Annotated in this window: 20 protein-coding genes; 1 reads left to right on the plus strand and 19 read right to left on the minus strand. The window is 27.3% G+C overall.

Going from position 1 to position 24301, the window contains the following annotated elements:
• From I2A75_RS13780 to I2A75_RS13790, 3 genes are read right to left on the minus strand one after another with little or no spacing between them, the layout of a single operon-like run.
• Complete coding sequence (locus I2A75_RS13780; protein WP_195265469.1) at positions 1-1008, minus strand: iron ABC transporter permease; 1008 nt, start codon at positions 1006-1008, stop codon at positions 1-3.
• Complete coding sequence (locus I2A75_RS13785; RefSeq protein WP_195265471.1) at positions 1008-2000, minus strand: iron ABC transporter permease; 993 nt, start codon at positions 1998-2000, stop codon at positions 1008-1010. Before I2A75_RS13785 ends, I2A75_RS13780 begins: the two co-directional genes overlap by 1 nt.
• A complete protein-coding gene (locus tag I2A75_RS13790; RefSeq protein ID WP_195265473.1) occupies positions 1987-2934 on the minus strand; it encodes an iron-hydroxamate ABC transporter substrate-binding protein in 948 nt (315 codons plus the stop codon). The genes I2A75_RS13785 and I2A75_RS13790 overlap by 14 nt, the downstream gene beginning before the upstream one ends.
• A gap of 548 nt (positions 2935-3482) precedes the next feature.
• Here I2A75_RS13790 and I2A75_RS13795 point away from each other — a divergent pair.
• Positions 3483-4493: an AraC family transcriptional regulator gene (locus I2A75_RS13795; RefSeq protein ID WP_195265475.1), complete on the plus strand. Its 1011-nt coding sequence runs from the start codon at positions 3483-3485 to the stop codon at positions 4491-4493.
• Here the strand turns inward: I2A75_RS13795 and I2A75_RS13800 are convergent.
• The 16 genes from I2A75_RS13800 to I2A75_RS13875 form a co-directional block, all read right to left on the minus strand.
• Positions 4468-4740, minus strand: coding sequence for a hypothetical protein (locus I2A75_RS13800; RefSeq protein ID WP_195265476.1), 273 nt, complete (start codon positions 4738-4740; stop codon positions 4468-4470). The genes I2A75_RS13795 and I2A75_RS13800 overlap by 26 nt on opposite strands.
• A gap of 44 nt (positions 4741-4784) precedes the next feature.
• Positions 4785-5243 (minus strand): hypothetical protein, encoded by a 459-nt coding sequence (locus I2A75_RS13805; protein ID WP_195265478.1) that lies wholly within the window; start codon positions 5241-5243, stop codon positions 4785-4787.
• A complete protein-coding gene (locus tag I2A75_RS13810; protein WP_195265480.1) occupies positions 5224-5646 on the minus strand; it encodes a nucleotidyltransferase domain-containing protein in 423 nt (140 codons plus the stop codon). Before I2A75_RS13810 ends, I2A75_RS13805 begins: the two co-directional genes overlap by 20 nt.
• A 704-nt stretch (positions 5647-6350) precedes the next feature.
• The gene (locus I2A75_RS13815; protein WP_195265482.1) at positions 6351-6992 is read right to left on the minus strand and encodes a histidine phosphatase family protein; all 642 of its coding nucleotides are present in this window, start codon (positions 6990-6992) and stop codon (positions 6351-6353) included.
• Between the two features lie 842 nt (positions 6993-7834).
• Positions 7835-8416 (minus strand): ATP-binding protein, encoded by a 582-nt coding sequence (locus tag I2A75_RS13820; protein WP_195265484.1) that lies wholly within the window; start codon positions 8414-8416, stop codon positions 7835-7837.
• 351 nt (positions 8417-8767) lie between these two features.
• Positions 8768-10351, minus strand: coding sequence for a glycine betaine ABC transporter substrate-binding protein (locus I2A75_RS13825; protein WP_195265486.1), 1584 nt, complete (start codon positions 10349-10351; stop codon positions 8768-8770).
• Complete coding sequence (locus tag I2A75_RS13830) at positions 10351-11478, minus strand: ABC transporter ATP-binding protein (protein WP_195265488.1); 1128 nt, start codon at positions 11476-11478, stop codon at positions 10351-10353. The genes I2A75_RS13825 and I2A75_RS13830 overlap by 1 nt, the downstream gene beginning before the upstream one ends.
• Positions 11479-11852: 374 nt before the next feature.
• On the minus strand, positions 11853-12764 hold the full coding sequence (locus I2A75_RS13835; protein ID WP_195265490.1) for a Gfo/Idh/MocA family oxidoreductase: 912 nt from the start codon (positions 12762-12764) through the stop codon (positions 11853-11855).
• Between the two features lie 170 nt (positions 12765-12934).
• Positions 12935-13735, minus strand: a complete 801-nt coding sequence (locus I2A75_RS13840) for an HAD family hydrolase (protein WP_195265492.1) — start codon at positions 13733-13735, stop codon at positions 12935-12937.
• A gap of 564 nt (positions 13736-14299) precedes the next feature.
• Positions 14300-15211: an EAL domain-containing protein gene (locus I2A75_RS13845; RefSeq protein WP_195265494.1), complete on the minus strand. Its 912-nt coding sequence runs from the start codon at positions 15209-15211 to the stop codon at positions 14300-14302.
• Positions 15212-15440: 229 nt separating this feature from the next.
• Positions 15441-17117 carry an ABC transporter substrate-binding protein gene (locus tag I2A75_RS13850; RefSeq protein ID WP_195265496.1) on the minus strand — a complete coding sequence of 559 codons (1677 nt, stop codon included), beginning with the start codon at positions 17115-17117 and terminating at the stop codon, positions 15441-15443.
• 260 nt (positions 17118-17377) lie between these two features.
• Complete coding sequence (locus I2A75_RS13855) at positions 17378-18268, minus strand: carbohydrate ABC transporter permease (RefSeq protein WP_195265498.1); 891 nt, start codon at positions 18266-18268, stop codon at positions 17378-17380.
• Positions 18269-18296: 28 nt separating this feature from the next.
• On the minus strand, positions 18297-19271 hold the full coding sequence (locus tag I2A75_RS13860) for an ABC transporter permease subunit (RefSeq protein WP_195265500.1): 975 nt from the start codon (positions 19269-19271) through the stop codon (positions 18297-18299).
• A 458-nt stretch (positions 19272-19729) separates the two neighbouring features.
• The gene (locus I2A75_RS13865) at positions 19730-20416 is read right to left on the minus strand and encodes a DUF624 domain-containing protein (RefSeq protein ID WP_195265502.1); all 687 of its coding nucleotides are present in this window, start codon (positions 20414-20416) and stop codon (positions 19730-19732) included.
• Between the two features lie 18 nt (positions 20417-20434).
• On the minus strand, positions 20435-21958 hold the full coding sequence (locus I2A75_RS13870) for a response regulator (RefSeq protein WP_195265504.1): 1524 nt from the start codon (positions 21956-21958) through the stop codon (positions 20435-20437).
• A gap of 98 nt (positions 21959-22056) precedes the next feature.
• Positions 22057-23880 carry a histidine kinase gene (locus I2A75_RS13875; RefSeq protein WP_207733833.1) on the minus strand — a complete coding sequence of 608 codons (1824 nt, stop codon included), beginning with the start codon at positions 23878-23880 and terminating at the stop codon, positions 22057-22059.
• Positions 23881-24301: the final 421 nt, after the last annotated feature.

The following is a 24301-nucleotide window of genomic DNA, read 5'->3' on the forward strand; positions in this document are numbered from 1 at the left end:
TTATTTCTCCTTCATCATTAAATAAATAAAATATGGTACTCCAAATATTGATACTGTAATCCCAACTGGAATTTCAATTGGAGAAAATAGATTTCTTGAAACTGCATCTGCAAGAAGAATTATTATTGTACTTATTATTGCTGATATTGCAATAAAATTCTTATGATATGGTCCAACTAGCTTTCTTGCAATATGAGGTGAAACAAGTCCTAAGAATCCTATGTTTCCTGCAAATGCTGTTGCAGTTCCTGCTAATATAACTACATAAGTTAAAAATTTCTTTCTTTCCTTTTCTATGTTTAATCCAAGTGATATTGATAGTTCATCTGAAAGATTTAAAACATCTAACTTTTTATAATTTAATAAAACTATTATAAATAACAATGTTATTATTGGAATTATCACTTTTGCATAACTCCAGCTTGAACCCCATAAACTCCCTGATGTCCAAACTAATACTCTGTTATAATCTCCAGCTCCACCTCTAAATGTAACAAAAGTTATAAACGCATTAAGTGCTACATTCATTCCTATACCAATTAAAAGAAGTCTATTTGGCTTTATTCCATTTTTGCTAGATAGCATATATAGTAAAATTGCTGATATTGCAGCTCCAACTATAGCCATAAATGGAAGTACAAATATAGAAAGTGATCCAAGTTCACTATAGTAATTTGCTGTTTTAAATGAAATAAATATTACTGCGGCAACTGCAGCTCCTGCATTTATTCCTATTATTCCAGTATCAGCTAAATCATTTTTAGTTATTGTTTGAAGTATGCATCCTGCTGTTGATAATCCTATGGCAACAAATATTCCAACAAGCATTCTTGGAAGTCTTAAAGTTAAAACTGCTGTATTTTGAAGTTTTGTTCCATTACCAAGAAGTGTATTTATTACTTCTAACGGAGTTACCTTATATGTACCCCAGCACAATGTAATTAAAAAGGAGATAAGTAATAATGCTATTAAAATTACTAAAACTAGTTTAAATCTTTTTTTCTTCATTATCCTCTCTCCTTTCTAACTAATGATATGAAAAACGGTATTCCTATAAGTGCTGTAAATACTCCAATTGGAGTTTCATAAGGATCTAAAAGCATTCTTGCTGCTATATCTGCGTATGTTAAAAGTACTGCACCAATCAAAAATGAGCATGGTATGTTTTTTCTATAATCCTCTCCTAGTATTTTTCTAACTATTTGAGGAACTATAAGCCCAACAAAGGCTATATTTTTACCTACTGCAACTGCTGCTGCACACATTGGTATCATAACCATTAGTGTTGCAAATCTTATTTTTTCTGGATTTTCACCAAGTCCAATTGCAACATCATCGCCTAAGTTTAAAATATTTATCTTCGGTGATAATAAAATTGCTATAATAAGTCCTATAATTCCAACAAAAAATACTAATTTAAAATCTGCCCATCCTGCATTTCTAAATCCTCCAGATACCCAAAACCCTATCATTTGTGATTGATTTGATAAAAGTCCAACTATTGTTGTTAATGAAATGAAGAATGTACTTAAGGCTGTTCCAGCTAAAAGTATCTTTGCAATTGAATTATTATTTGCTTTTTTTGATATAAAAGCTAAAACTATAAGTCCTGTTATAAGTGCTCCTATAAAAGCTGCAATCATAACATTTTTTGTATTTATTGTTATTCCTAGTGCATAGAAAATTGCTATTACTAAAGTTGCTCCTTGGCTCACACCTAATATTGATGGCTCTGCTATAGGATTTCTAGTAACCCCTTGTATCATTGCACCTGTTACCCCTAATATTCCCCCTGTAAATAATACTGATAATGCTCTTGGGATTCTTACATCTCTAACTAACATAAGTTCTAATGTTTCACTATAATTAAAGATACTATCCCAAATGTCTGAAAAGGAAATATGGACGGATCCTAACCTTACAGCTAGAACCAGTCCTATTACTAAGAGTAACATACTAATTATTGTAAAAATTACTGTATGTCTCTTATTTTGTTTCATTTAACATTTCACCTATTTCATCTACTAATAATTCTCTACCTATTGAGCTATAACCTTGGTTAAAGTATGGTGATGAATCTAACACTACTACTTTACCCGCTTTAACTGCTGGTAGGTTGTTCCAAATAGCATTGCTTTCTAATTGAGCTAAATCTTCTTTTGTTGCTATTAAGAATATATAATCTGATTTTATTGCTGCTAAACCTTCGTATGTAACAACTGGTAAACTTATATCACTTTGTGCTGGCATGCCTTCTGGTTTCTTAAGTCCCATATCTTCATATAATACGCTACCAAATCCTGCACCATCAAATATGAAGAACTGTCCACCACTTGCTAAGAATGAAAGGTATGATGTATCTTCACCATATTCTGATTTAACCTTATCTCCTGCTTCTTTAGCTTTTGCTTCATAATCTGCAAGCCACTTATCAGCTTCTGCTTCTTTATTAAATACCTTTGCAAATGCCTTAACGTCATCTTTCCAATTTAATGCTTCTAATTGAATCATAACTGTTGGAGCAATTTCACTTAATTGATCATACATTTTTTCTTGAACTGTTGATATAACTATTAAATCTGGGTTTAAGTTCATTATAGCTTCAACATCCATTGTATCTTGCATGCTATATCCTAATATTTCTGCACCCTTTAATGTTTCTTCTAAATATGAAGGGAACTTAGTATAATCATAAGCATCACTATTTGCTGTTCCTATTACCTTATATCCTAAAATTGATAAAATATCACTGTTTCCACTTAAATCTACTATTCTTTGAGGTTCTGCTGGAATTTCTACTTCTCCTCTAACATCTGTTACAGTTACTTTTTTGTCATCTGACTTATTTTCAGTTGTAGTACCATTTCCGCATCCTACAAGCATAAATGCAGTAACACAAGAAACTACTAATGCTTTTAATAAATTCTTCTTCATAACTTACCTCCATATTTTCTAAGATTAATTAAATCATTATCTTATAATAACTTAATTAATCTTATTATTAATTTCTTTTTTAATCTTATTATTGTTTTTTTAATTCTTTTTAGTTAGCTTTTTAATTATTTTTTCATTAGTCTTCTTAAATTATTTTTTTATTAATATTTTTAGTTTGCTTATAATTAGACTTTTTACTTTCTTTGATTAATTAATCTTATTTATTATCTTTATTACATTGCCAATTGTATATGAGATTCATTCTCAATTCAATATCTGCAACCGATTTAATAATTTTATCATCCAATAGAATAATTTTTATATAAAAATAAGCAGTTTTTCTGCTATAATATTTATAAAGATTATTGTAATTCAGTTTACAATCTAGATTGAAATATATAATAAACAATTATTATACTTATTTAAGCAAATAAAAATAGCACAGACTGAAGGGCTGAAAAGTTTATTAATATTATTACCTAAAGAAAAAGTTTTATGAAAAATTTATTTTTAACTGTAGAAAATATAACTAAGGGGGATGAAAACAAATGATATCGAGATCTACTCATGAATTTCAAAAGATAGTACTAAATAATATGATTTTTTCTTCATACCCTATGGGTAATTACACTATATATAAAAATGAAGATAGACCTGAACTTGGATATTTTATTAAATATAGTCGTGAAGGATATTATGATTTTGGAATTGGTGATTATACTATTGCTCAAGATTTTTCTCTTTCTTTTGATCATCAAGATGAGATAATGCGATTTGGGACTGTTTATACAGGAGTAACAAAATTTAAAATAGAAAATAACCCTGTTTCATCATTTACTCCATCTTCTTTTTTTGTTGTAGAGAAGAATTTAAAAGGAACTCAGGTTTGGAAAAAAGGTCAACATTTTCATGGAGCAGAAATAACTATTTACAAAAAATATTTTGATGAAGTTCTTAAACCTAATTTTACTAATATTATTGATTTTAATAATTTTGACTTTAATTATACATATAGATATCTTCCTCTTGAAATTGCAACCATCGTTCAGCAGTTAAGAAACTTAGCTCAAGCTGATGAATTAACTCCAATATATTTAGAAAGCAAGATATTAGAAGCTGTTGCATTAATATCAAAAGAAGTTAACTCTTCACCTGAAAATACTTTTACAAATCAATTGCATTATGGGGATATAATGATTGGTAAAAACAGAAAAGTTGCTTTAACAGCTTCTGATGCTAATGCAATACAAAAAGCTTATGAGATTTTGACAATGGAAGCTTGTAATCCTCCTACTATAAAAAGCTTAAGTAAGATGGTATTTTTAAATGAACAAAAATTAAAAGCAGGATTTTCAGCAAAATATCATATGTCTATTAGCCAATACACTAATTCAATTAGAATGACTATTGCCGAAAATTTATTATCTACAACAGACCTTAGTATTGAAGAGATTTCTAAAATGATAGGTTATAACTATTGCGGAAACTTTGTAAAGATGTTTAAGAAAGTTCATGGGAAAACTCCACTTGCTTTTAGAAAAATGAAAGAAGTTCATTAGAGTAAAAAGTTAAAGGTGAAAGAGGGAAAAAGTTATTGAAATAGCTCAGGAAAGCTGAGTTAAAATTTAAAAATAGCAATAAAATATAATTTATTGCTATTTTAGCATCACCTTTATTTGGAATTGCAATACAACCACAGCGAGGACATGGTGAATCACCTATTATTTCAGTAAAATTACTACTTTCATTCTCTAAAATTTTTTCTAAATTTACTTCTGGTAGAAATTCATATTTTAAATCACTCATTTTTAACCTCTCCTAAATTAGTCAAAAAATCGTTATAATTATTATCATTTTATATTTTTAGCATCAAGTCTAATTTTTTCTTCAGTTAATTGTAGAAATATCTCTAATAACTCCATCTTTGAGATTGCATAATTTAATATATCATTTTCTACTCTTTCTCTCTTATAATAATCATGTGTATATCTATTTCTCAATATTACAGCAGAAACTAAAAATTTTGTTAAGTTTTCATCTATAAACCCATATAAATTAGATCTTTTAATTAATTCTAAACCTGAATATCCATCAACATAATTGCCTGTTATAACTAAATATGCTTCTGACATATCTATTATATACTCAGTAAAATCTTGAAAATATCCAATTATTGATCTTCTTAAGTAAATTGAATTTGATGACTTATATTCTTTTATAGCTCCTTGCATTAATTTAAGTGTATCTTTTGCACTATTAAACTTTAAATTAATACTATCCTTTTTATATTTATAATATGCTGCTACCATTTATATCCTCCAATATTTTATTATCTTCTCTAGTTTTTCTTATAATCCACTCATTTTCTCTTAAGTATTTATTTACATATAATCTAAAATCAATTTCTTTAATTTCATCTATAATCAGTTTATCTTTACTATCTAAGTATTGTCTTGCTAACCTACTATCATAATCACTTATACTTAAAAATGTTAAATGTATATCTTCATAACTAAAGTAATCCTTTAACACTGGTAAAAGCATTTCTTCTAGATCAATTTCATCCATAATATCTTCTCGTGTTGCCATTAGTACAAATATATCTATATCACTATCGCCACTTCTCCAATACTTTGTACCATAACTCCCAAATACAGATAGTGAAATTAAGTTATCTATTTTATTAATCTTTAAATTCTTTAACAATTTCATAGTCTCACCCTTAACCTTAAAATCATCACATATATTATATTTTATTATATATTATTCCAATTATTAAGTTAAGTATATCACTATATTTAAGTTTTTAATCATCTATAATTTTTATCTTATTCTATTTTTAAACATCGTTGTTTCCTATATTTTCATTACATAATACTCTGTTTTAAAAACGTGTTGGTAATTATATTTTCATACTATATGTTTCTGTTTTAAAAGATTGTTGGCAATTAGTATTTTCATAGTATATATTTCTGTTTTAAAAGATTGTTGGTGATTATATTTTCATACTATATCTTTCTGTTTTAAAAGATTGTTGGTAAAATTATTTAGTTATATTTTTCTAAATAGTTCTTCCTGCTATAAATACATTTAAATATAATTAATTATACTTAAAGCCATATGAGACATGTCTCTGAAATTTAACAGTAACCAATTGGATATAATTAATTATACTTAAAGTTATGCTAATACCATTAACAACAATTTCTTAAAACAGACCTCGAGTATTCTGAAAAACAAAATAGTGAAAAGTTAAAGCCTCTCTACTGAATCTTATCTAAATCAGATATACATTAACTTTTCACTATTTCACTATTTCACTATTTCACTATTAATATAAATTATAAATATAATTTAAGAAGATAAATAGACTGTGTAATAAGCATATCTAGTTATCTTAATAATTATTTCACGATTTATTTAAATTCGTTAAATTCTTTCTTTGCATATTCATGATGTTTCATGCAAGCAACTAATGGCATTTCATAACCATCTTCTGTAAAGTTTATTTCTGTAAGGCTTGTCTGCTTTATAAACGGTGGATCCCATAAAGTGTCTATATCTCTTTTTTCTAGCTCACATAAATATGACTTTAAAGTGATAGTATGAGTTACGATTAAAATATTTTTTCCTTTTTCTTTTTCTAATATTTCATTAATTGCTTTGAAAGCTCTTTCTTTAACTTCATAAAAGTTTTCTCCATCTCCTGTTGGAATATATTTTGATGGAACATTCCAAAAGTTATAGTAGTTTTCTTCACTTAGGCTTTTCATTTCTTCTTGATTTAGGCCTTCCCATCCACCTATTCTAATTTCTTTTAAACCATCATTAGCTTTAAGAGGTATGTTTCTATCTCCTTTTACTATTTTAGCCGTATTATAAGCCCTTCCTATTGGACTTGCATAAATAACATCTATATGTGTATCCTTCATTCTATCTCTAAGCCATTCAGCTTGCTTAATTCCAAGCTCTGTTAAAGGAGAATCTCCCCACCCTTGCATTATTCCTTTTTCATTCCATTCTGTTTCTCCATGTCTTGTTAAATATAGTTTAGTCATAAAAACACCTCTCATTAATATTTGCAATATGGTAGATTATATTAGGATAACAAACTAACACAATCTACTAATAATTTCTCATATTTTTATATTTCTCATATTTTTATATTAGCATAAGTATTTTTCCTCAACAATTGTACTATTTCTAAATCAAATGTTTATTGCATACCTGTTTAATGTTTATTGTATAAATATTTATTTTATAAATGTTTATTTAACTTTTTCAATAATAAAAAAGAGCTTATACTGATTATAAATCCAGCATTATTTTTTCATTCTTTATCCTGCACAAATGATCTAAATTTCTAACTCTTCTAGTGTATAGAAAAAGAACTGATATACATAGCTAATAAATTTATGTATTTCTTCTATCTATTAAAAATAGAAGATTATTTTCACCTACATATCTATTCCCAGCACCTAAAGAAGGTTGAATACATAAATTTCATTTTAATAGTCTGATGATTTTAAGAAATAAAAAAAGCCTACCTATTAAGTAGCCTCTGAAAGTCTTATTTTATTTTTTATTAATTTAAAGTCTTATTTCATTTTATTTTTTATTAATTTAAAAAAATCTGAAAATTATCAACAAATAATATTTTTTTATCCACAATTTTCAGTTAATAAATTTTATTTTTATGTTGATACTTTCTAAATATTTCAATTAATATAGCTTAATAATAAATTTTGTAGTATCTAATAGAACTATTAGTAGTATCATTTTGTCTTATGTATATTATTCTTGCTTATATTAATTAAATTTGCTTTTAAATAAAACATCATTAAAAAATGGAATGCCTACGAAAATGACTTTTAAATCAATTTTCGTAGACACTTTTATTTTACTTAGCCATATCTAGATTTATCTCTTGAGACACTCCTACGATATCTAATATTTTTTCTGCTCTTTCTTTTGTTGATCCTGTTATTTCTGTATATCTAACATTTTCTGCTTCTAAGAAACTTAATATAGCCTTGTCCACAGCTTGTGCTACTTCTTCGTCCTGCCATCTTACTCCGTCTTTTGAATAACCAAATTCTCTTGGTACAAAGAATATGTGATCATACTTTGGTAAATCTCTTAAAGCTAACACATAAAGATCTTTTAATATTTCAATTTCTTTTGTTGTTCTTTTTTTATCACCTAGCATAAATCTAGCATATATGTATGGTACAAAGGTAGCATAATCTGTTAATGCATAATCAAAATCATTTAAACTTTCTTCTAAATGAAGTTGTCCTAAATAAATTCCATATTGCTCAGCTATGTTTTCTATCATACCTTTATCTCTTAGGTAATCTGTACTATACTCTGTTGCTACTCCTACATTTAAATCTCTAATCTTCATATCTACATAAAGTTGTTGTATTAATGTAGTTTTTCCACATCTTGGCCCACCTAAAATGGCAATTCTCTTTGGCATTGCAAACCCTCCAAAAAACTTCTATATAAAAAGTAAATATTTTTCAAAATAGATTTTAATTATATCAACAATCGACATAAATTTCAATGTATATTGGAGGGAATATTCATGTTTTGTAATTAGTAATAATTATGAAACATGAATTTTATTCACTTTTTATAAAAAGACAGTAAATATATTTATTCTTTCACAAATATATCTACTGTATTCACTAAATTAACTTATAACATGTTACAATTCAGCTATATGAATTATATCATAATTTATGCATTGTTCATTCTCAATTATCTAATTCTACCTGCTTGTCTGAGTTATCTCCTCAATTATGCATTATCCATTGTCCATTATCAATTACTCTATCAGTCCTTCTGATTTTAAGAATTCACTTGCAACTGTTTTTGCATCTCTCTTATTTACATCTACTTCATAGTTTAATTTTCTCATTTTTTCATCAGTTAGCTTTCCATCTAATTCACTTAGAACTTCTCTTAGCTCTGGGAATTTTTCTAAAGTTTCTTCTTTTATAATAGGAACTGCATAATATGGAGGGAAGAAGCTCTTATCATCTTCTAAAACAGTTAAATTGAACTGCTCTATTAATCCATCTGTTGTAAATGCATCAATAACTTGAGTTTCATTACTGTTTAAAGCTGTATATCTTAAACCACCATCTATAGGATTAACAACTTTAAAGTTTATATTATACGCTTTGTTAAGTCCTAGCAATCCATCTTCTCTGTTAGCAAACTCTATTGTAGGTCCTGCAATTAAATCTCCTGATATCTTTGCTAAATCTGATGTATTTTTTAAATTGTATTTTTCTGCTGTTTCTTTACTTACTGCCATTGCATAAGTATTATTGAACCCCATTGGATTTAATACCTCAATCCCATAATCTTCTTTAAATCTATCTTTCATTACATTATAAACTTCGTCAGTATTTGAATTAGGCTCTTTAATATTTAGTATATTTACATATCCTGTGCCTGTATATTCAACATACATATCTATTCCAGCAGATCTTAATGCACTAAATGCTACTTGAGTTCCCCCCAAATTCAATTTTGTTTCTACATAAATATCTGTTTTATTTTCTATAAACTCTTCTAACATGTTTCCTAATATAATTTGCTCTGTAAAGTTTTTAGACCCTATAGTTATCTTATTATCATTTTTTGATAATATACTTGTTGCTAGTGCCCCACCTAAAATTACTATTACCAATACAGAAGCTATAATTATATTTCTCTTTTTATTCTTATTTGAACCATTTCTTTTAACTTTCATAGTTCCATCTGATTTTTTAATTCCATTTGGCATTGTAGCTGCTTCTATTTTTCCTGTTATCCAGTCTATAACTAAAGCTAATATAGCTGCTGGAATTGCACCAAATAGTATAAGGTTATTATCTACTGTTTGAATACCTGAGAATACTAAATATCCAAGACCACCTGCCCCTACAAAGGCTGCTATTGTCATAAGTCCAACTGCTGTAACTGCTGCCATTCTTATACCTGCCATCATAACGGGCATTGCTAGAGGGATTTTTATAAGCTTAAGAGTTTGTCCGCTAGTCATTCCTAATCCCTTTGCTGCTTCTAGCATATCTGGATTTATATTTGTTATTCCTGTATAAGTATTTTTTATTATAGGTAACATAGAATATAACACTACCATTGTTATAGCTGGTGCTGACCCTATGCCTATAACTGGTATCAAGAATCCTAATATAGCTAAACTTGGTATAGCTTGAGTTAAGTTCGCAAATCCAATTACAAAGTTAGCTATTTTTTTATTCTTAGTTATAAATATACCTAAAGGTACACCAATTACTACCGCTATTAGAACTGCCACTACTGTAAGCTGTACGTGTTCTAATAAAAGAGAGAAGATTTCCGATTTCTTAGTCATTAATTGTTCTATAAAAGTACTCATTAATTATCGCCTCCCATCTCGATGTACTGACTACTTAAAACTGATATTAAACTACTTCTTGTTACTAATCCTAGTAATCTAGAAGTTTCATCACAAACTGGTAAGTATCCTTTCTTTAAATTATTAAATACTTCTAATAATTCTGGTAGGCTAGTATCTCCTGAAACCCACTTAGGTTCTTTATTCATAGCTTCTTCAACTAATTTATTTTTTTCTGATATCTTTTGAATATCTTCTAATGTAACATATCCTAATAAGGTTCCTACTCTATTTATAACAAGTAAGCTATCTACTTTCTTTTCTCTCATTATTTCTCTTGCTTGAAGCAAGTTTCTCTTTGGACCAACTGTTACTGGTTTTGATATCATAACATCTTCTGCTTTAATCATTTCAGGCTTTGTCCAAATTTTATTCTTACCAACAAATTCTTCAACATATTCTCCTGCTGGGTTTTTTAAAATATTTTCTGGAGTATCATATTGAAGTATTTTACCATCTTTTAAAATACATATTTTATCTGCTAAGTTTATAGCTTCATCCATATCATGAGTTACGAAAACTATAGTCTTTTTATATTCTTTTTGAATATTAAATAACTCTTCTTGAAGCTCTGTTCTCGTTATTGGGTCCAATGCACTAAAAGGCTCGTCCATTAATATTATTTCAGCATCAGCTGCAAAAGCTCTTGCAACTCCAACTCTTTGTTGTTGTCCACCACTTAGCTCTACTGGATATCTATCACTATACTTTTCCGGCTCTAATCCAACCATATTTAATAAATCTATTGTCTTTTTATTTATTTCATCTTCACTTTTTCCCATAAGCTTAGGTATTATTTCTATATTTTCCTTTACTGTCATGTGTGGGAATAAACCTGTTTGCTGAATTACATATCCTATACTTCTTCTAAGCTCTATTGGATCCATTTCTTTTATATTTTTGCCATTAACTAATATTTCTCCTGAAGTAGATTCTATTAATCTATTTATCATTTTTAATAAAGTAGTTTTACCACAACCACTTGATCCTATTAAAACAACTAAGTTTCCATCCTCTATATTTAAATTAAAATCTTCTAATATAATGTTATTTTTGTAGCTTTTTTTAATATTTCTAAATTCAATCATAAATTACCTCCTAATTCCAGTAACAACCTTATAGTAACATTAAGTTGTCAGATTGTCAAACTACTTTCAGAATATTTGGTATTTATTGAACTTTTTACTATAAAGCTATTAAGTTAAAATTTAGCTTAATCTGTGTCTAATCTAATTAAGGATATTAAGTAACTTAATATAAATACTTCTCTACATATACTCCTTTTATTGCATAATATAACTATATCTATTTTAAGCTTGTATTCTTTAAGAAAAAAATTTGAAACAAAAAAGATGCTAGAATAAATAGATATTTTTATCATTCTATTTACTCTAGCATTTTTATGTTTTAAATATTAAAATTACTTAATTAAACTATATAATTTAAAATTAATAACTTATCCTTATTTATTATCACAAGTTATATAATTTACTATATTCTCGCAAATTTCATGTGTCTTTATTGAATCACTTATTGATGGATTTGGTATTGATTTATTTTTTACAGATTCTATAAAGTGATTTATTATATCTTCAAATCCCCTTTTGTATAATGTTGGGTCCCAACCGCCAAAACTAGTCTTTGTTCTACCATTATTATTTACTTCTATAATATCAACTAAATCTTCAACAATATATTTATTTCCCTTTACCATGTATTCAATATTCTCTTCTGTAATACCTGCAGTTCTATTCATTATTCCCACTGCAGTTGTATTATTGCTTTTTAATGTTACTACTACATTATGAAGATCATTTCCATCTTTTAGATAATTTATATCGATGTCTTTAACTTCTTCATCCATTAAAAATCTTAATGTATCAACAACATGTATAAAGTCTTCCACAATAAATCTTCTTGTATCGCCTGGTGGATATGCTCTATTTTTTTGCATTATAATTATGTCTGCTTTTCCTTTGGATTTAAGTTCTTTAACCTTTGGGCAAAATCTTCTATTAAATCCAACCATAGCAATAACATTATGTTCTTTTGCTAAGCTTTCTATTTCTTTGCTTTCTTCAATATTGAAGCTAAGTGGCTTGTCTATATATACATTAACGCCTTTTTTTATAAGCTTTCTAGCTATTTCATAATGTCCATCTGCATGTGTTGAAATTATTGCTGCATCTATATCTTCTTTTATTAAATCTTCAATGTTATTATATGCTCTGTCTATATTATACTTATTTGATATTTCATCTAATACAGTTTTATTTCTAGTTGAAATAAAAAGCTCCACACCTTCTTTTACTGTTAAAATAGGTAAATAAGCTTTTTTAGCTATTTCCCCTAAACCAATTATTGCAAGTCTCATAAAATCCCTCCAATTTATATACTATCACTACTTATATATAAAATTTCTTCTATACTAATCTAAAGCTAAATAGTATTTAATTTAATTTTAATAGCTATTTAATTCGCCTTATTTAATTAATTTTATTTAGTTAGTCTTATTTAATTTACTTTATATAATACAAATACTATTTATATTAATTCTAATTTTTTTAATCCCTTTTCTATACCTTCATTTTCAACATCTTCTGTAAAATCAAATGCATGTTCCTCTAACCCTTTATGATATCCGCCCATAGCTATACCATGCTTTACAACTTGGAACATTTCTATATCATTTTCACCATCTCCAAAAGCATAAGCATTTTCTCTATCTATTCCAAGCTTTTCTAATAAATGTTCAACTCCATAGCCCTTTGTATATTTAGATACATATATTTCAAAAGTGTTACCAAATTGGTTTGCCATAAATGCCAGACCTTCGCCTTTAAATTTATCACAAACTAATTTATAAGAATTTTCATCTTGTCCTATAGATATTATTTTACTTGTTTTTACAGTTTCTTTATCCCAATCTTCTGTAAAGTTCTCAATACCTAGATTTGCTCTAGTTACAAGATCTATAACTTTTTCATTATCTATATCTAAAACATAATTTCTTTCTTGTCCTTCTAAAATATACACTATATTATTTTCTTCAAGAAAGTTTAATACATCTTTAAGCTTTTTATTATCAATACATTCATTAAATATTACTTTACTTTCAATTTCTGCATAAGCCCCATTAGAAGCTATATATCCATTTAAACCTAAATCTTCTATTTCATTAGTAATAGAATTTTTAGGCCTTCCTGTTGCCAAAACAGTTAAATAGCCATTTTCTTTTAACTTATTTATAGCTTCCTTTGTATTTTTTGTTGGAGCATATATACCCTTTGTCCAATCTATTAAAGTTCCATCTACATCAAAAAAAACTATTCCTTTGTTATTCATTAACCTTCCCCCTTATAATTCTCTATCACTACATAAATTTATATATGCGCTTTTTATATAAAAATCTGTTTTTTACTTTCTATTTGATATGTAAATCAAGATTCTATCTTTAACTTAAATTTTTATTCACGTCTCTCTTAATTTCATATCAATTTATATCCTAACTTTTAGTCTATGATATCATATAGCAATTTAATTTAAAAGTTTTCTTAAATATGTTCCCTAGAATATTTTTACTGTATTATAGAACAGTTAACCACTTTCCTTAATTTATTTGCCTATCTAATTTTATAATTTATCATATAAGTTGAAATAACTCTTACAAATTTTTATCTTCTAATTAATATTAAACATATAATTAATATTAAACATACATTTGCATTATAATCTAACAAAAATAAGGTTTGCATTCTTGCATAATAAAATAAGAGATGTCTACGACATCCCTCATCATTATAAAAATACACTTTTTTTATTATTCATCCTGTTCTTTTCTACTTAGATTAAATTATTAATAATATATAATATGAACAGAATCTATTCCAAATAGATAACTGACTATAATTAACTATTAGAAATAAATTGATTTTTTTCAAACTCACTAAGTTTAACAGGCTTTCCATATAAATATCCTTGTACAATTGTACATCCTATACTTTTCAAAAACATTGCTTGCTCTCTAAATTCCACACCTTCAGCAATAATTCCTAGGTTTAATTCCTTTGCAAGTTTTATAATATTTTTTAATACTACACTTCCCTTAGATGATATAGTTTTTTTATCTAAAAAAAGTTTATCTAATTTTATTGCATCTAGAGGTAAGCTTTTTAAAATATTTAATGATGAATATCCTGCTCCAAAGTCATCTAAGGATATTTTGATACCTAGATTTCTTATATCATTTAATATATTAATTATATCATTGGAATCCTCTAACATAGCGCTTTCTGTCATTTCAATTTCAATTAGATTTGTATTAATGTTATAAGCCTCTATTAATTTTTTTACCCTTTCCATAAAATAGTCTCCTTGACTTAAAGTAAATCTAGATATGTTAACTGATAATGGAATTACTTTATAATTATTATTTTCCCATCTATTAATAATTTTACATACTTCTTCAAACATATAAATATCTAAATTTACTATAAAACCATTCTTCTCAAATATATGAATAAAGTTATTAGGACTAATAGTTCCATTAGATTTTGTATTCCATCTAACTAAACATTCTGCACCTACTATACATTCATTTTGCAAATCATATTTTTGTTGAAGATACATCTCAAACTCTCTATTTTGTATTGCATTATACATTATGTTTTCTGTATTACTTTTATACTCTTTCTTAGTTCCACTTTTACAATCACATTTAAAAATATAGTTTAATATCAACCTAGCAACTAAAACTAAAGCAATAATCAAAATTAAAAATAAAAAAAGAGTATATTCTCCTGAAAATAGTATTTTATCCATGTCAGCTTTATCTCCATCTTTATTTTAATATACTCTATTATATTCATTTCACTTTAATATAGACACTGTATAGATGCGTTAAAAAATTAAAAGTTTAGTATTGTTAAACTTAATAATATAATTCATATATATTTAATAAAAAAATTGCTAACTCAATTTTTTAGAGCTAGCAATCTTTTCTTATTTTAATTTAAAGATATTATTTATCATGCTAAGATTTTCTTTTCTATTATTTATTCCATAATTCTAATCTATCTTTTATTAATTCAGTTATTCCTTGATTTAATTTATCAATTTCATAGGACTTTAATGTATTTTCTATTTCATCCCAAGCCTTATCAAAGTTTTCTGGTGCTCCAAGGATTGCTTGAGTTGCTGCTTGTTGAACATAATCATCAGCTTTCTTTTGGATTATAGCTATATCACTATCACTTGGAATACTTAATTGCCATACTTGTCCATGATTAGAAATTCCTAATTCTTCTGCCTTAGGGAATAATTCAGGCCAAGCTTCTGCACCATAAGCCTTTAATGTTTCCTTTTCTGCTTCTGTGTAATTTGCCATCTTGTTCTCCAATGTATCTGGTGAATAAGTATCTCCATTTGAATCTAAAGCTCCAATACCTCTTTGTGGGAATGGATATGCGTATAAACCAACCCCAGTTTTCTTAGAGAAATCTGCATCTGTATTTCTTTGCTTTTGGATTTCTGGTAAGAACTCTCTCTTTCCAGCTGCATTTACAGTATAGTGTGTTCCTTCAATCCCCCAGTTTAAAAGTATTTGTGCTTCATCTGATGCTAACCAATCTAAGAATTGAAATGCTCTTTCTGGCTCTTCACAACTTGAAGTAATTGCAATACCCCAACCACCGCTAAATCCATAATCTTTTAAGCTTTGATCCTTGTATTTAGTTTCATCTATTACAACAGGAAGTTTAGCGTAAGTTGCCTCGTCTTTTCCTTCTGCAATTAAACTAGTTGCTGCTGATTGATAATCCCAGTATGCATCTGATAAACCCACTACTCTGCCAGCTGCTATTTTAGCTCTATAAGTATCTTCCTTTTGTGTGAAAGACTCTGGATCTAATAATCCTTCTGCATTCATGTGATTTAACCACTTAAAATATTCTTTTACTTCTGGAAGTAAGAACTTATAATTTGCCTCTCCAGTTTCATCGTTTACAGCAAATTGTCCATCATCTGGAATACCTGCTGCAAGAGATGCAATATTTCCTACTGTAAGTAACCATCTCCAATCACTAGCCATTAGTGATAAACCTATTCTAGATTGTCCATCTTCTGTTGTAGGATTTTTAGCTAGATAATCTTTTATAGCCTTTTCATAATCCTTAATATTTTTTATTTCAGGATATCCAAGTTCTTTTAAAACTTGATGTTGAAGTTGCATTGTACCTGATGGGTCAAATATTTTATTTGTAACTCCATAAGTACCTACTGTATATATTGATTGATCTTCATTGTTATATCTCAATCTATTTAATTGGTCTCCATATAATGCTTTTAAGTTATCTCCACCTTCTTCTATATAGTCATCTAATGCTATAACAGCTCCTGCATCTACAAGTTTTGAAGTATCACTTTTGGCATAAATTAAATCTGGATATTCTCCACCTGCTATCATAAGTGGGACAGCTTGAGTATCACCTGCTACTGGGTGTTCAAATTTTAAAGTAACACCTGTTAATTCTGTTATTTTCTTAGCAACATCATCCGTAAATGCAATATCTTCTGATAAGTCTGCTGAGAAAATTGTAAATGTTATAGGTGACTTATCCATTTCGTCTAACTTCGAACGCTTACCATCCTCTTTCTTACCACATCCAACAAATATTGATGCAGTTACTAACCCTGCTAAAAGTAAAGATAAAATTTTTCTCCTCTTCATTATTTTCCCTCCTAATCTTTTTACCCTCTATGGCTTATAAAAATAGAAATCTTATTATTTAGTTATTTTATTATTTAAACAAGTTCTCTTATAAAAACTGAATTTTTATATTATTTGCCTATTTTATAATCTTTATAAGAACTCTTGTATTTAAACCTTATTAGAATGATGATATTACAATTATCATATTTGAAAAATCATTTTAAAGTTTTCCATAACTGTTCTATAATCTTGCTAATCTATTCTCGAGTTTTTAGTTACTAGCTTTTTACTGCTCCTAATGTCATACCTGATACAAAATACTTTTGTACAAATGGATACACCATTAAAATTGGTACTGTTGCAACCATCGTTATAGCCATCTTTATTGATTCTGGATTTGACCTTGCCGTATTTTGTAGATTTGGATTATGAACATCTACTGTAGCAGCTGCATTGTCCATTATTTTCATAAGTTCATATTGTAGTGTTGTTAAACTATCATTAGTTCTTGCATATATATAAGTATCAAACCAACTGTTCCATTGTCCAACTGCTATAAATAATGCAACTGTTGCTATTACTGGTAAACACAGTGGGAATACTATCTTTCTAAATACAATCCAATCATTAGCTCCATCTATTGCTGCTGATTCATATAAAGCTTCAGGAAGTCCATCCATAAATGATCTTACTACTATAACATTAAATGCTGAAATTAATCCTGGCAAAATATATACTGCAAAATTATTTACTAATCCTAATTGTCTAATTACTAGATATTCTGGAATTAACCCTCCACTAACATACATTGTTACTATAAATAATATAGTTACAAACTTGTTAAACATAAAATCCCTTCTACTTAATGTGTAAGCAACCATAGTAGTAGCTATAACACCTGTTACTGTTCCAATTGTAGTTCTTAAAACCGAGTTTACAAAGGCTCTCGGTAATTTACTACTACCATTGAAAATTTCTTTATAATTTTGTAAAGTAAACTCTCTTGGCCAAATGTGAATTCCACCTTTTACTGTATCAGTTGCATCATTAAATGAAATTGCTAATACATTTAGGAAAGGATATAGGGTAATAACTACAATAAATAACATTAGTAAAATCAATACTATATCAAATACTTCAATTTTGTCTTTTTTCTTTTTTAATTTCATACTAAGTACCTCCTATATAGCTTTACTATTATTTTAGTAAGCTTCCCTCTCCATCATTAAATTTTTGAGAAAGCTTATTAGCTGCAAATATTAGTACAATTCCTACAACTGACTTAAAGATACCTATTGCCGTACCGAATGAATATCTAAACATTCCAATACCATAATCTAATGCATATTTATCAATAACTAAAGCTTTGCTTGCAACTGTCGGATTGCTAAGTAACATTTGCTTTTCAAATCCAATATTTAATATATTTCCTATACTCATTATTAATAAAACTAATATTGTACTTTTTATTAGAGGTAATGTTATATTGAACATTCTTCTGAATCTTCCTGCTCCATCAACTTTTGCCGCATCGTAAAGCTCTGGATCTATTGCTGTCATGGCTGATAAATATATAATTGCATTCCAGCCCATTTCCTTCCAAACATCTGATCCTGTAACTATTCCCCAAAACATATTTGGGCTTTGTAAGAATTTAATTGGCTCTGAAATAATGTTTATTTTCATTAATAATTCATTAACTATTCCTGTTTGAGATAAAATATTTGTTACTAAAGCAGCTGCAACAACCCAAGAGATAAAGTGAGGTAAATAAGAAATAGTTTGTACCGTTTTCTTAAACCTTGTATATCTAAGTTCATTTAAAAGTAAAGCAAATAAAATGGCAGATGTTGTACCAAATATCAATCCTAGAACACTCATTCCTAAAGTATTTTTTAAGGATTCATAAAATAATGGTTCATTAAATAAATCTATAAAGTGCTTGAATCCTACCCATTCCTGTTCAAAAAAAGATAACTTCGGCTTATAATTTTGGAATGCCATAGTCCATCCAAACAAAGGTAAATACTTAAAAATAATTACCCACAATACAAAGGGGAAGGACATTGCTATTAGTACCCACTGCTTCTTAATATTATCCCATGTAATTTTCTTCTTTTTCTTTTTAGGTTTACTTTCAGTTTTTAAGTCTACATTTTTAACCAGCTGCATTATTTATCCCTCCATTTTCTTCAACCTTTACTTCAACTGTTAATATAATAATAGTCTCATTAATAAATTCTTCATACCTATAAAAATGTATATGTTTTCATATAAAAATTAGAGGATTAAAAAGTAAAATTTAATAGGTATTCTTCTCCAGTATCAACACCTATTGATCCCACACATTCTCACATGCGAAAGCCTTACGTTTACAAGGTTTAGCTGCATTAAGCAAAAATAAACTGCACTAAAAATATCATAATCAATTTTGCAATTTACCCATAAAATTTCATATATTTATCATGGATAATTGCACATTTAACCCTAGATATTTTTAATACAGTTTATTATTTTTTTACTGTAAAGACTACGATAAATAAAATATGTAGAATAAGCCTAATACTTCTTTGCACAGCTATCTAGCTTATGGAACATTTTTATTTATCTTAGCTATTATCATTAACAATTTAACTGTTGTATTTTTCCTTCAAATAATTTTCTGCATCTATTAGTATATTTTTTTCTAGAATTAAAATTAAATATGCTAACGCAATTGGTCCAAATAATACTCCTAATAAGGATATTTTTAAAAATTTTATTGTAAATAAAGCTATTATTATTATTGAAAGAACAGTAAGTGTTATATAAAACTTCTTAAATGTTAATGTAATAGCAAGTCTAAATACATCTTTTGTTTTAGCACTTATTCTTGCAATAATAGGAAATACATATAAACTAATTGCAAGTGCAAAAATAGCAATTGCTATAAATATATATGAAAGAATATTCACTCCAGCTTTAAAGAAATGTTCTATATCTAAATAACTCATTAAAAGTATAATACTTATTATGGTACTAGCAAAAATACCTTGTAGGAAGTTTAATTTATAGAAATACAGAAAATCTTTTTTTGAATCTGTTTCATTTCCCTTGATTACCCTGCCTAAAACTGAAAACATTGTGGAAAGCGCAGGTCCTATTAATATTCCCAAAAATGATAGGATATAAATTGAAAGATTGCTACCTGAAAATATGAAATAAGCTATAAAGGGAGATATTGCTATTAAGAAATATATATTTGTCATAAATATATATATAAATCTTTTAGTTAAATAATAAACACTATTACTTTTTAAATTATTGTCATTGCTCATTTAAACCATCTCCTATTTTTACATTTCTTTCTGTTTCTTATAATTTAGTGGGCTTATACCAACATACTTTTTAAATTTACTATGAAAATAATCTATATTCTTATATCCAATACGCTCGCATACTTCATAAACTTTAAGATTTTCTTCTACTAATAACTTTTTACCCTCTTCAATTCTAATTTTATCTAAATAAGTATTAAAAGATTCTCCTGTATAACTTTTAAAGATCTTCCCTAAGTAAGCACTATTGTAATTAAATATCTCTGCTAAATTTTCAAGCTTCAAATCCTTATAATAGTTTTTTTCCACATATTTAACTACTCTCTTAATTGATGAATTATTAGAGCTCGTACTAATTTCCTTTGATATAGAAGATAATCCTTTAGATAAAACTTCTATTACTCCTTTTAAATTTTCTTCTAAATAAATTTTATCTATTATCTTTTCTTCAATTTTTAAACTTTCCTCTTTAAGCTTATAATCCTGTTTTATCTTTTCCTTAAAATCTAAAAGAGTTCTTGTTATTGTAAACTTAATTTCATCTTCTCTAAATCCTTTTGCTCTAATTAACTTCTCTAATATATTTAAATTTTCATTAAGTTTATCCTTCTGACCAATTTCAGTATAAGTAATTATCTTATTAAGGATTTTCTTTTCATCTAAATTTAAATCTATATTTTCTTTTTGAACTTGTAAATTAGATGCTATAGCTGAATTGCTGAATAAAAATTTATTATTTGTTAAATTCTTTGCACTTCTATAAGACTTATAAATATCTTCAATATCATTTACATCTTCACCTAATGCTATAAAATTATTTCCTCCTAAGTTTTTATCTAAACTCAACTTTACATTGGTTAATAATTTATGAGCATAATTTACATTTATATTTCTTATTACTAGGGCTAGTCTATCCCCTAACTTAATAACATCTATATTTTCCTTTTCATCTATGCTATTTATAATCACTTCTTCAATTTTAACTATATTATCAAAATTATATTGATTTAAAGAATTGCTTATAAGTGCAACTTGGAAGCTTGAGGTATTTAAGCTATTTTTTATATCTTCATATTCACTTACATCTTTTTTTGCAATTAACTGTGTTAGTACATATTGTCTTAAGGCTATTTTACTTTTTTCTCCTCTTGCTTCATTTTTTTTCTCTTCTTCTATTTCTTTTTTTAACTTTAATGCTATTTCTAAAAGTTCATCTTCATCTATAGGTTTTAATAAATACTCTTTAACTCCATATTTAATTGCTTTTTGAGCATATTCAAAGTTTGAATACCCACTAATAACTATAAATTTACCTTTAATACCACTTTCCTTAAAGTCTTTTATTATATCTAGTCCAAGTTTCCCTGGCATTTGTATATCAATTAAGATTATATCTGGTTTTAAACCTAAAATCTTGGAATACCCTTCATCTCCATCTGCTGCTTCACCACATATTTCAAAACCATTTTCTCTCCAATTTATAACATGCTTTAATCCCTCTCTTACATAAGGCTCATCATCAATTATTAAAACTTTCAACATTGAAATTCTCCCCCTTTTCTAGTAAAAATTTAAGTCGTAAAATGTATATTATTTCTGTCATCTCAAAGCTAAAATATCTATTTTATTTAGATGAATTTTTATATAAACTCAAATTGCTTTTTACTTGGCAATAATATTATTACTTTAGTTCCAGTATCTACAGTACTTAAAATATATAATCCATACTCTTCCCCATAAAACATCTTTATTCTTTCATTAACATTACTTATGCCTATGCTCTTTTTATTTTCATTATTATAGTTTCTTAATTTTCCATTTATATAGTCTAATTTTTCATTAGTTATTCCAACTCCATTATCTGAAACTTCTACTATTAAATATCCTACTTCATCATATATAGAAATCTCTATTTTCCCAATTTTTGTACTACTTTCTAAACCGTGAACAAAAGCATTTTCTACTATTGGTTGTAATAATAAAGGTAAAATCTCATATTCACTTGTATCTACTTCAATCTTAAATTCATATTCGACTTTTCCCTTAAATCTTAACCCCTGTATCTCTAAGTAGCTTCCTATAATATCAAGTTCTGATTCTAAAGTAACAACTTCATTGGTAACTTCTAAATTTCTTCTCATGATTTTCCCCAGCTTTTTAACTATATTAGCAAGCTCTCTGTCTCCATTACAAAATGCCCTCATCCTTATAGTTTCTAAAGTATTATATAGAAAATGCGGATTTATTTGGCTGGCAAGCATCTTAAATTCTGCATCCTTTTGTTTTACAATTAGGCTTTTTTGCTCAATTTCTTTAACATATACTTCATCTATAAGCTTTTTAATACTCTCAACCATAGTATAAAAATGTTGATAAATATAACCTATTTCATCCTTACCTTCAATTTTTTCTTTTATCTCAAAGTTTCCTTCAACCACCTTAGATATTTCTGCACTTAAAAGACCTACTCTATCCGAAAATAACTTTGAAAAATATAATATAATAATTAATGATATTGTTACTGCTATACTTATTATAGCTATACTCTTATCAATTGCATCTCTTGATTGTTCCATTATTTTATAAACTGGAACACTAACTGCTATTTCAAATATGTTATTAAAAGATTTATCTATCTTGTATTTTTCTGAAATAACATAATTTTGACCTAAATTAACTTCTTCTTTAACATCATTATAATAATCTACTTCATCCTTATTATGAATTAAAACTAATTCACTACCTTCCTCATATTCATCTGAAGCTACCACTGTTCCATCTATCAAAATACTTGTTGGAAATGGTTGCTGAGAAATTATTGTCCTTAGCTTTGAAGTTTGGAGGCTTATTACTAACACTCCAATATGCCCATGTATATCACAATATATATCTCTAATTAATGATAAACTATACTTCTTGGTTATATTATCAAAATTATACTGCCATGTTATTCCCCCTTTATCTTCCCTTGCATTATTATACCAATCACTATTTTTAACTGTATCATCTACTTTAACTATAACTGAGTTATCTAATATTGATTGATTTTCTACATATAATCTTATTGTAGATAGGTCATTATAGTATCTTAAATAATTACTTAAAATCGGATACTCATTATAAGCATTTACATTGCTCCCATAATCCTGGTATTCAGTTTTAACTATATCATGAAGATTCTCATCTTGATAAATCATATCAGATGTTGATGTTGCAAACCTTAAAGTTTCATTTAATCGTTGTTTAATTTGTTTTGATGTATATCTTGCATCCTTTTGTGAATTTTCAACTACCACCTTACTCATTTTTGTAGTAAAATAAACCCCAACAGTTAAAACGGTAACTACAACGATAATAAAATATACAATTAAAAGCTTAGTCCTAATTTTCATATTATTCAAAATATTTCTCAGAATATTTAAGCTACCTTTTAAAAAATTCAAACTACTTTTTAGCTTGTTCATAACTGCTCCTTAATTGTTATAAATTGAGAATATAAAGGCTACGATAATTAGATATATTCTACAAGCTAGATACCTGTGCAGGCATTGAATACTTAGTGAAGTTAAACGCAGTTACACCTGAGCTTAGTATGAAAGTCCATCTACTGAAGCTTGTCTTAAGTAGATTTTCCTATTAAAAATCAGAAAACTACTATTCCAAGAGTTTTGCTTAACTCGCTACGCTCAGACAATTAAGCAACACTAATGCCTACTATCTTTTTCCACGTCAAGTGCTTCTAATTTCTCGCTATATGCTTATTCCACAGTCAATTTATCTTCGCAGATTTATATTCTGCCACTTTACACAGTTAAATTAAGAATTAGCCTCATTAATTATATGTATTAAATTGGAAATTTCATTATAATGAGAAACTACAATTCT

It is taken from the genome of Clostridium sp. 1001275B_160808_H3, from assembly GCF_015550425.1.
In the GTDB taxonomy this organism is placed as follows: Bacteria; Bacillota; Clostridia; order Clostridiales; family Clostridiaceae; genus Clostridium.

Bases quoted from the DNA above. Each gene is read 5' to 3' on its own strand.
- I2A75_RS13815 (WP_195265482.1), bottom strand. From the start codon at position 6,992: ATGACTAAACTATATTTAACAAGACATGGAGAAACAGAATGGAATGAA.
- I2A75_RS13790 (WP_195265473.1), bottom strand. From the start codon at position 2,934: ATGAAGAAGAATTTATTAAAAGCATTAGTAGTTTCTTGTGTTACTGCA.
- I2A75_RS13870 (WP_195265504.1), bottom strand. From the start codon at position 21,958: ATGTTGAAAGTTTTAATAATTGATGATGAGCCTTATGTAAGAGAGGGA.
- I2A75_RS13820 (WP_195265484.1), bottom strand. From the start codon at position 8,416: ATGCCAAAGAGAATTGCCATTTTAGGTGGGCCAAGATGTGGAAAAACT.
- I2A75_RS13785 (WP_195265471.1), bottom strand. From the start codon at position 2,000: ATGAAACAAAATAAGAGACATACAGTAATTTTTACAATAATTAGTATG.
- I2A75_RS13875 (WP_207733833.1), bottom strand. From the start codon at position 23,880: ATGAACAAGCTAAAAAGTAGTTTGAATTTTTTAAAAGGTAGCTTAAAT.
- I2A75_RS13800 (WP_195265476.1), bottom strand. From the start codon at position 4,740: ATGAGTGATTTAAAATATGAATTTCTACCAGAAGTAAATTTAGAAAAA.
- I2A75_RS13865 (WP_195265502.1), bottom strand. From the start codon at position 20,416: ATGAGCAATGACAATAATTTAAAAAGTAATAGTGTTTATTATTTAACT.
- I2A75_RS13810 (WP_195265480.1), bottom strand. From the start codon at position 5,646: ATGAAATTGTTAAAGAATTTAAAGATTAATAAAATAGATAACTTAATT.
- I2A75_RS13840 (WP_195265492.1), bottom strand. From the start codon at position 13,735: ATGAATAACAAAGGAATAGTTTTTTTTGATGTAGATGGAACTTTAATA.
- I2A75_RS13795 (WP_195265475.1), top strand. From the start codon at position 3,483: ATGATATCGAGATCTACTCATGAATTTCAAAAGATAGTACTAAATAAT.
- I2A75_RS13860 (WP_195265500.1), bottom strand. From the start codon at position 19,271: ATGCAGCTGGTTAAAAATGTAGACTTAAAAACTGAAAGTAAACCTAAA.
- I2A75_RS13835 (WP_195265490.1), bottom strand. From the start codon at position 12,764: ATGAGACTTGCAATAATTGGTTTAGGGGAAATAGCTAAAAAAGCTTAT.
- I2A75_RS13805 (WP_195265478.1), bottom strand. From the start codon at position 5,243: ATGGTAGCAGCATATTATAAATATAAAAAGGATAGTATTAATTTAAAG.
- I2A75_RS13845 (WP_195265494.1), bottom strand. From the start codon at position 15,211: ATGGATAAAATACTATTTTCAGGAGAATATACTCTTTTTTTATTTTTA.
- I2A75_RS13780 (WP_195265469.1), bottom strand. From the start codon at position 1,008: ATGAAGAAAAAAAGATTTAAACTAGTTTTAGTAATTTTAATAGCATTA.
- I2A75_RS13850 (WP_195265496.1), bottom strand. From the start codon at position 17,117: ATGAAGAGGAGAAAAATTTTATCTTTACTTTTAGCAGGGTTAGTAACT.
- I2A75_RS13855 (WP_195265498.1), bottom strand. From the start codon at position 18,268: ATGAAATTAAAAAAGAAAAAAGACAAAATTGAAGTATTTGATATAGTA.
- I2A75_RS13830 (WP_195265488.1), bottom strand. From the start codon at position 11,478: ATGATTGAATTTAGAAATATTAAAAAAAGCTACAAAAATAACATTATA.
- I2A75_RS13825 (WP_195265486.1), bottom strand. From the start codon at position 10,351: ATGAGTACTTTTATAGAACAATTAATGACTAAGAAATCGGAAATCTTC.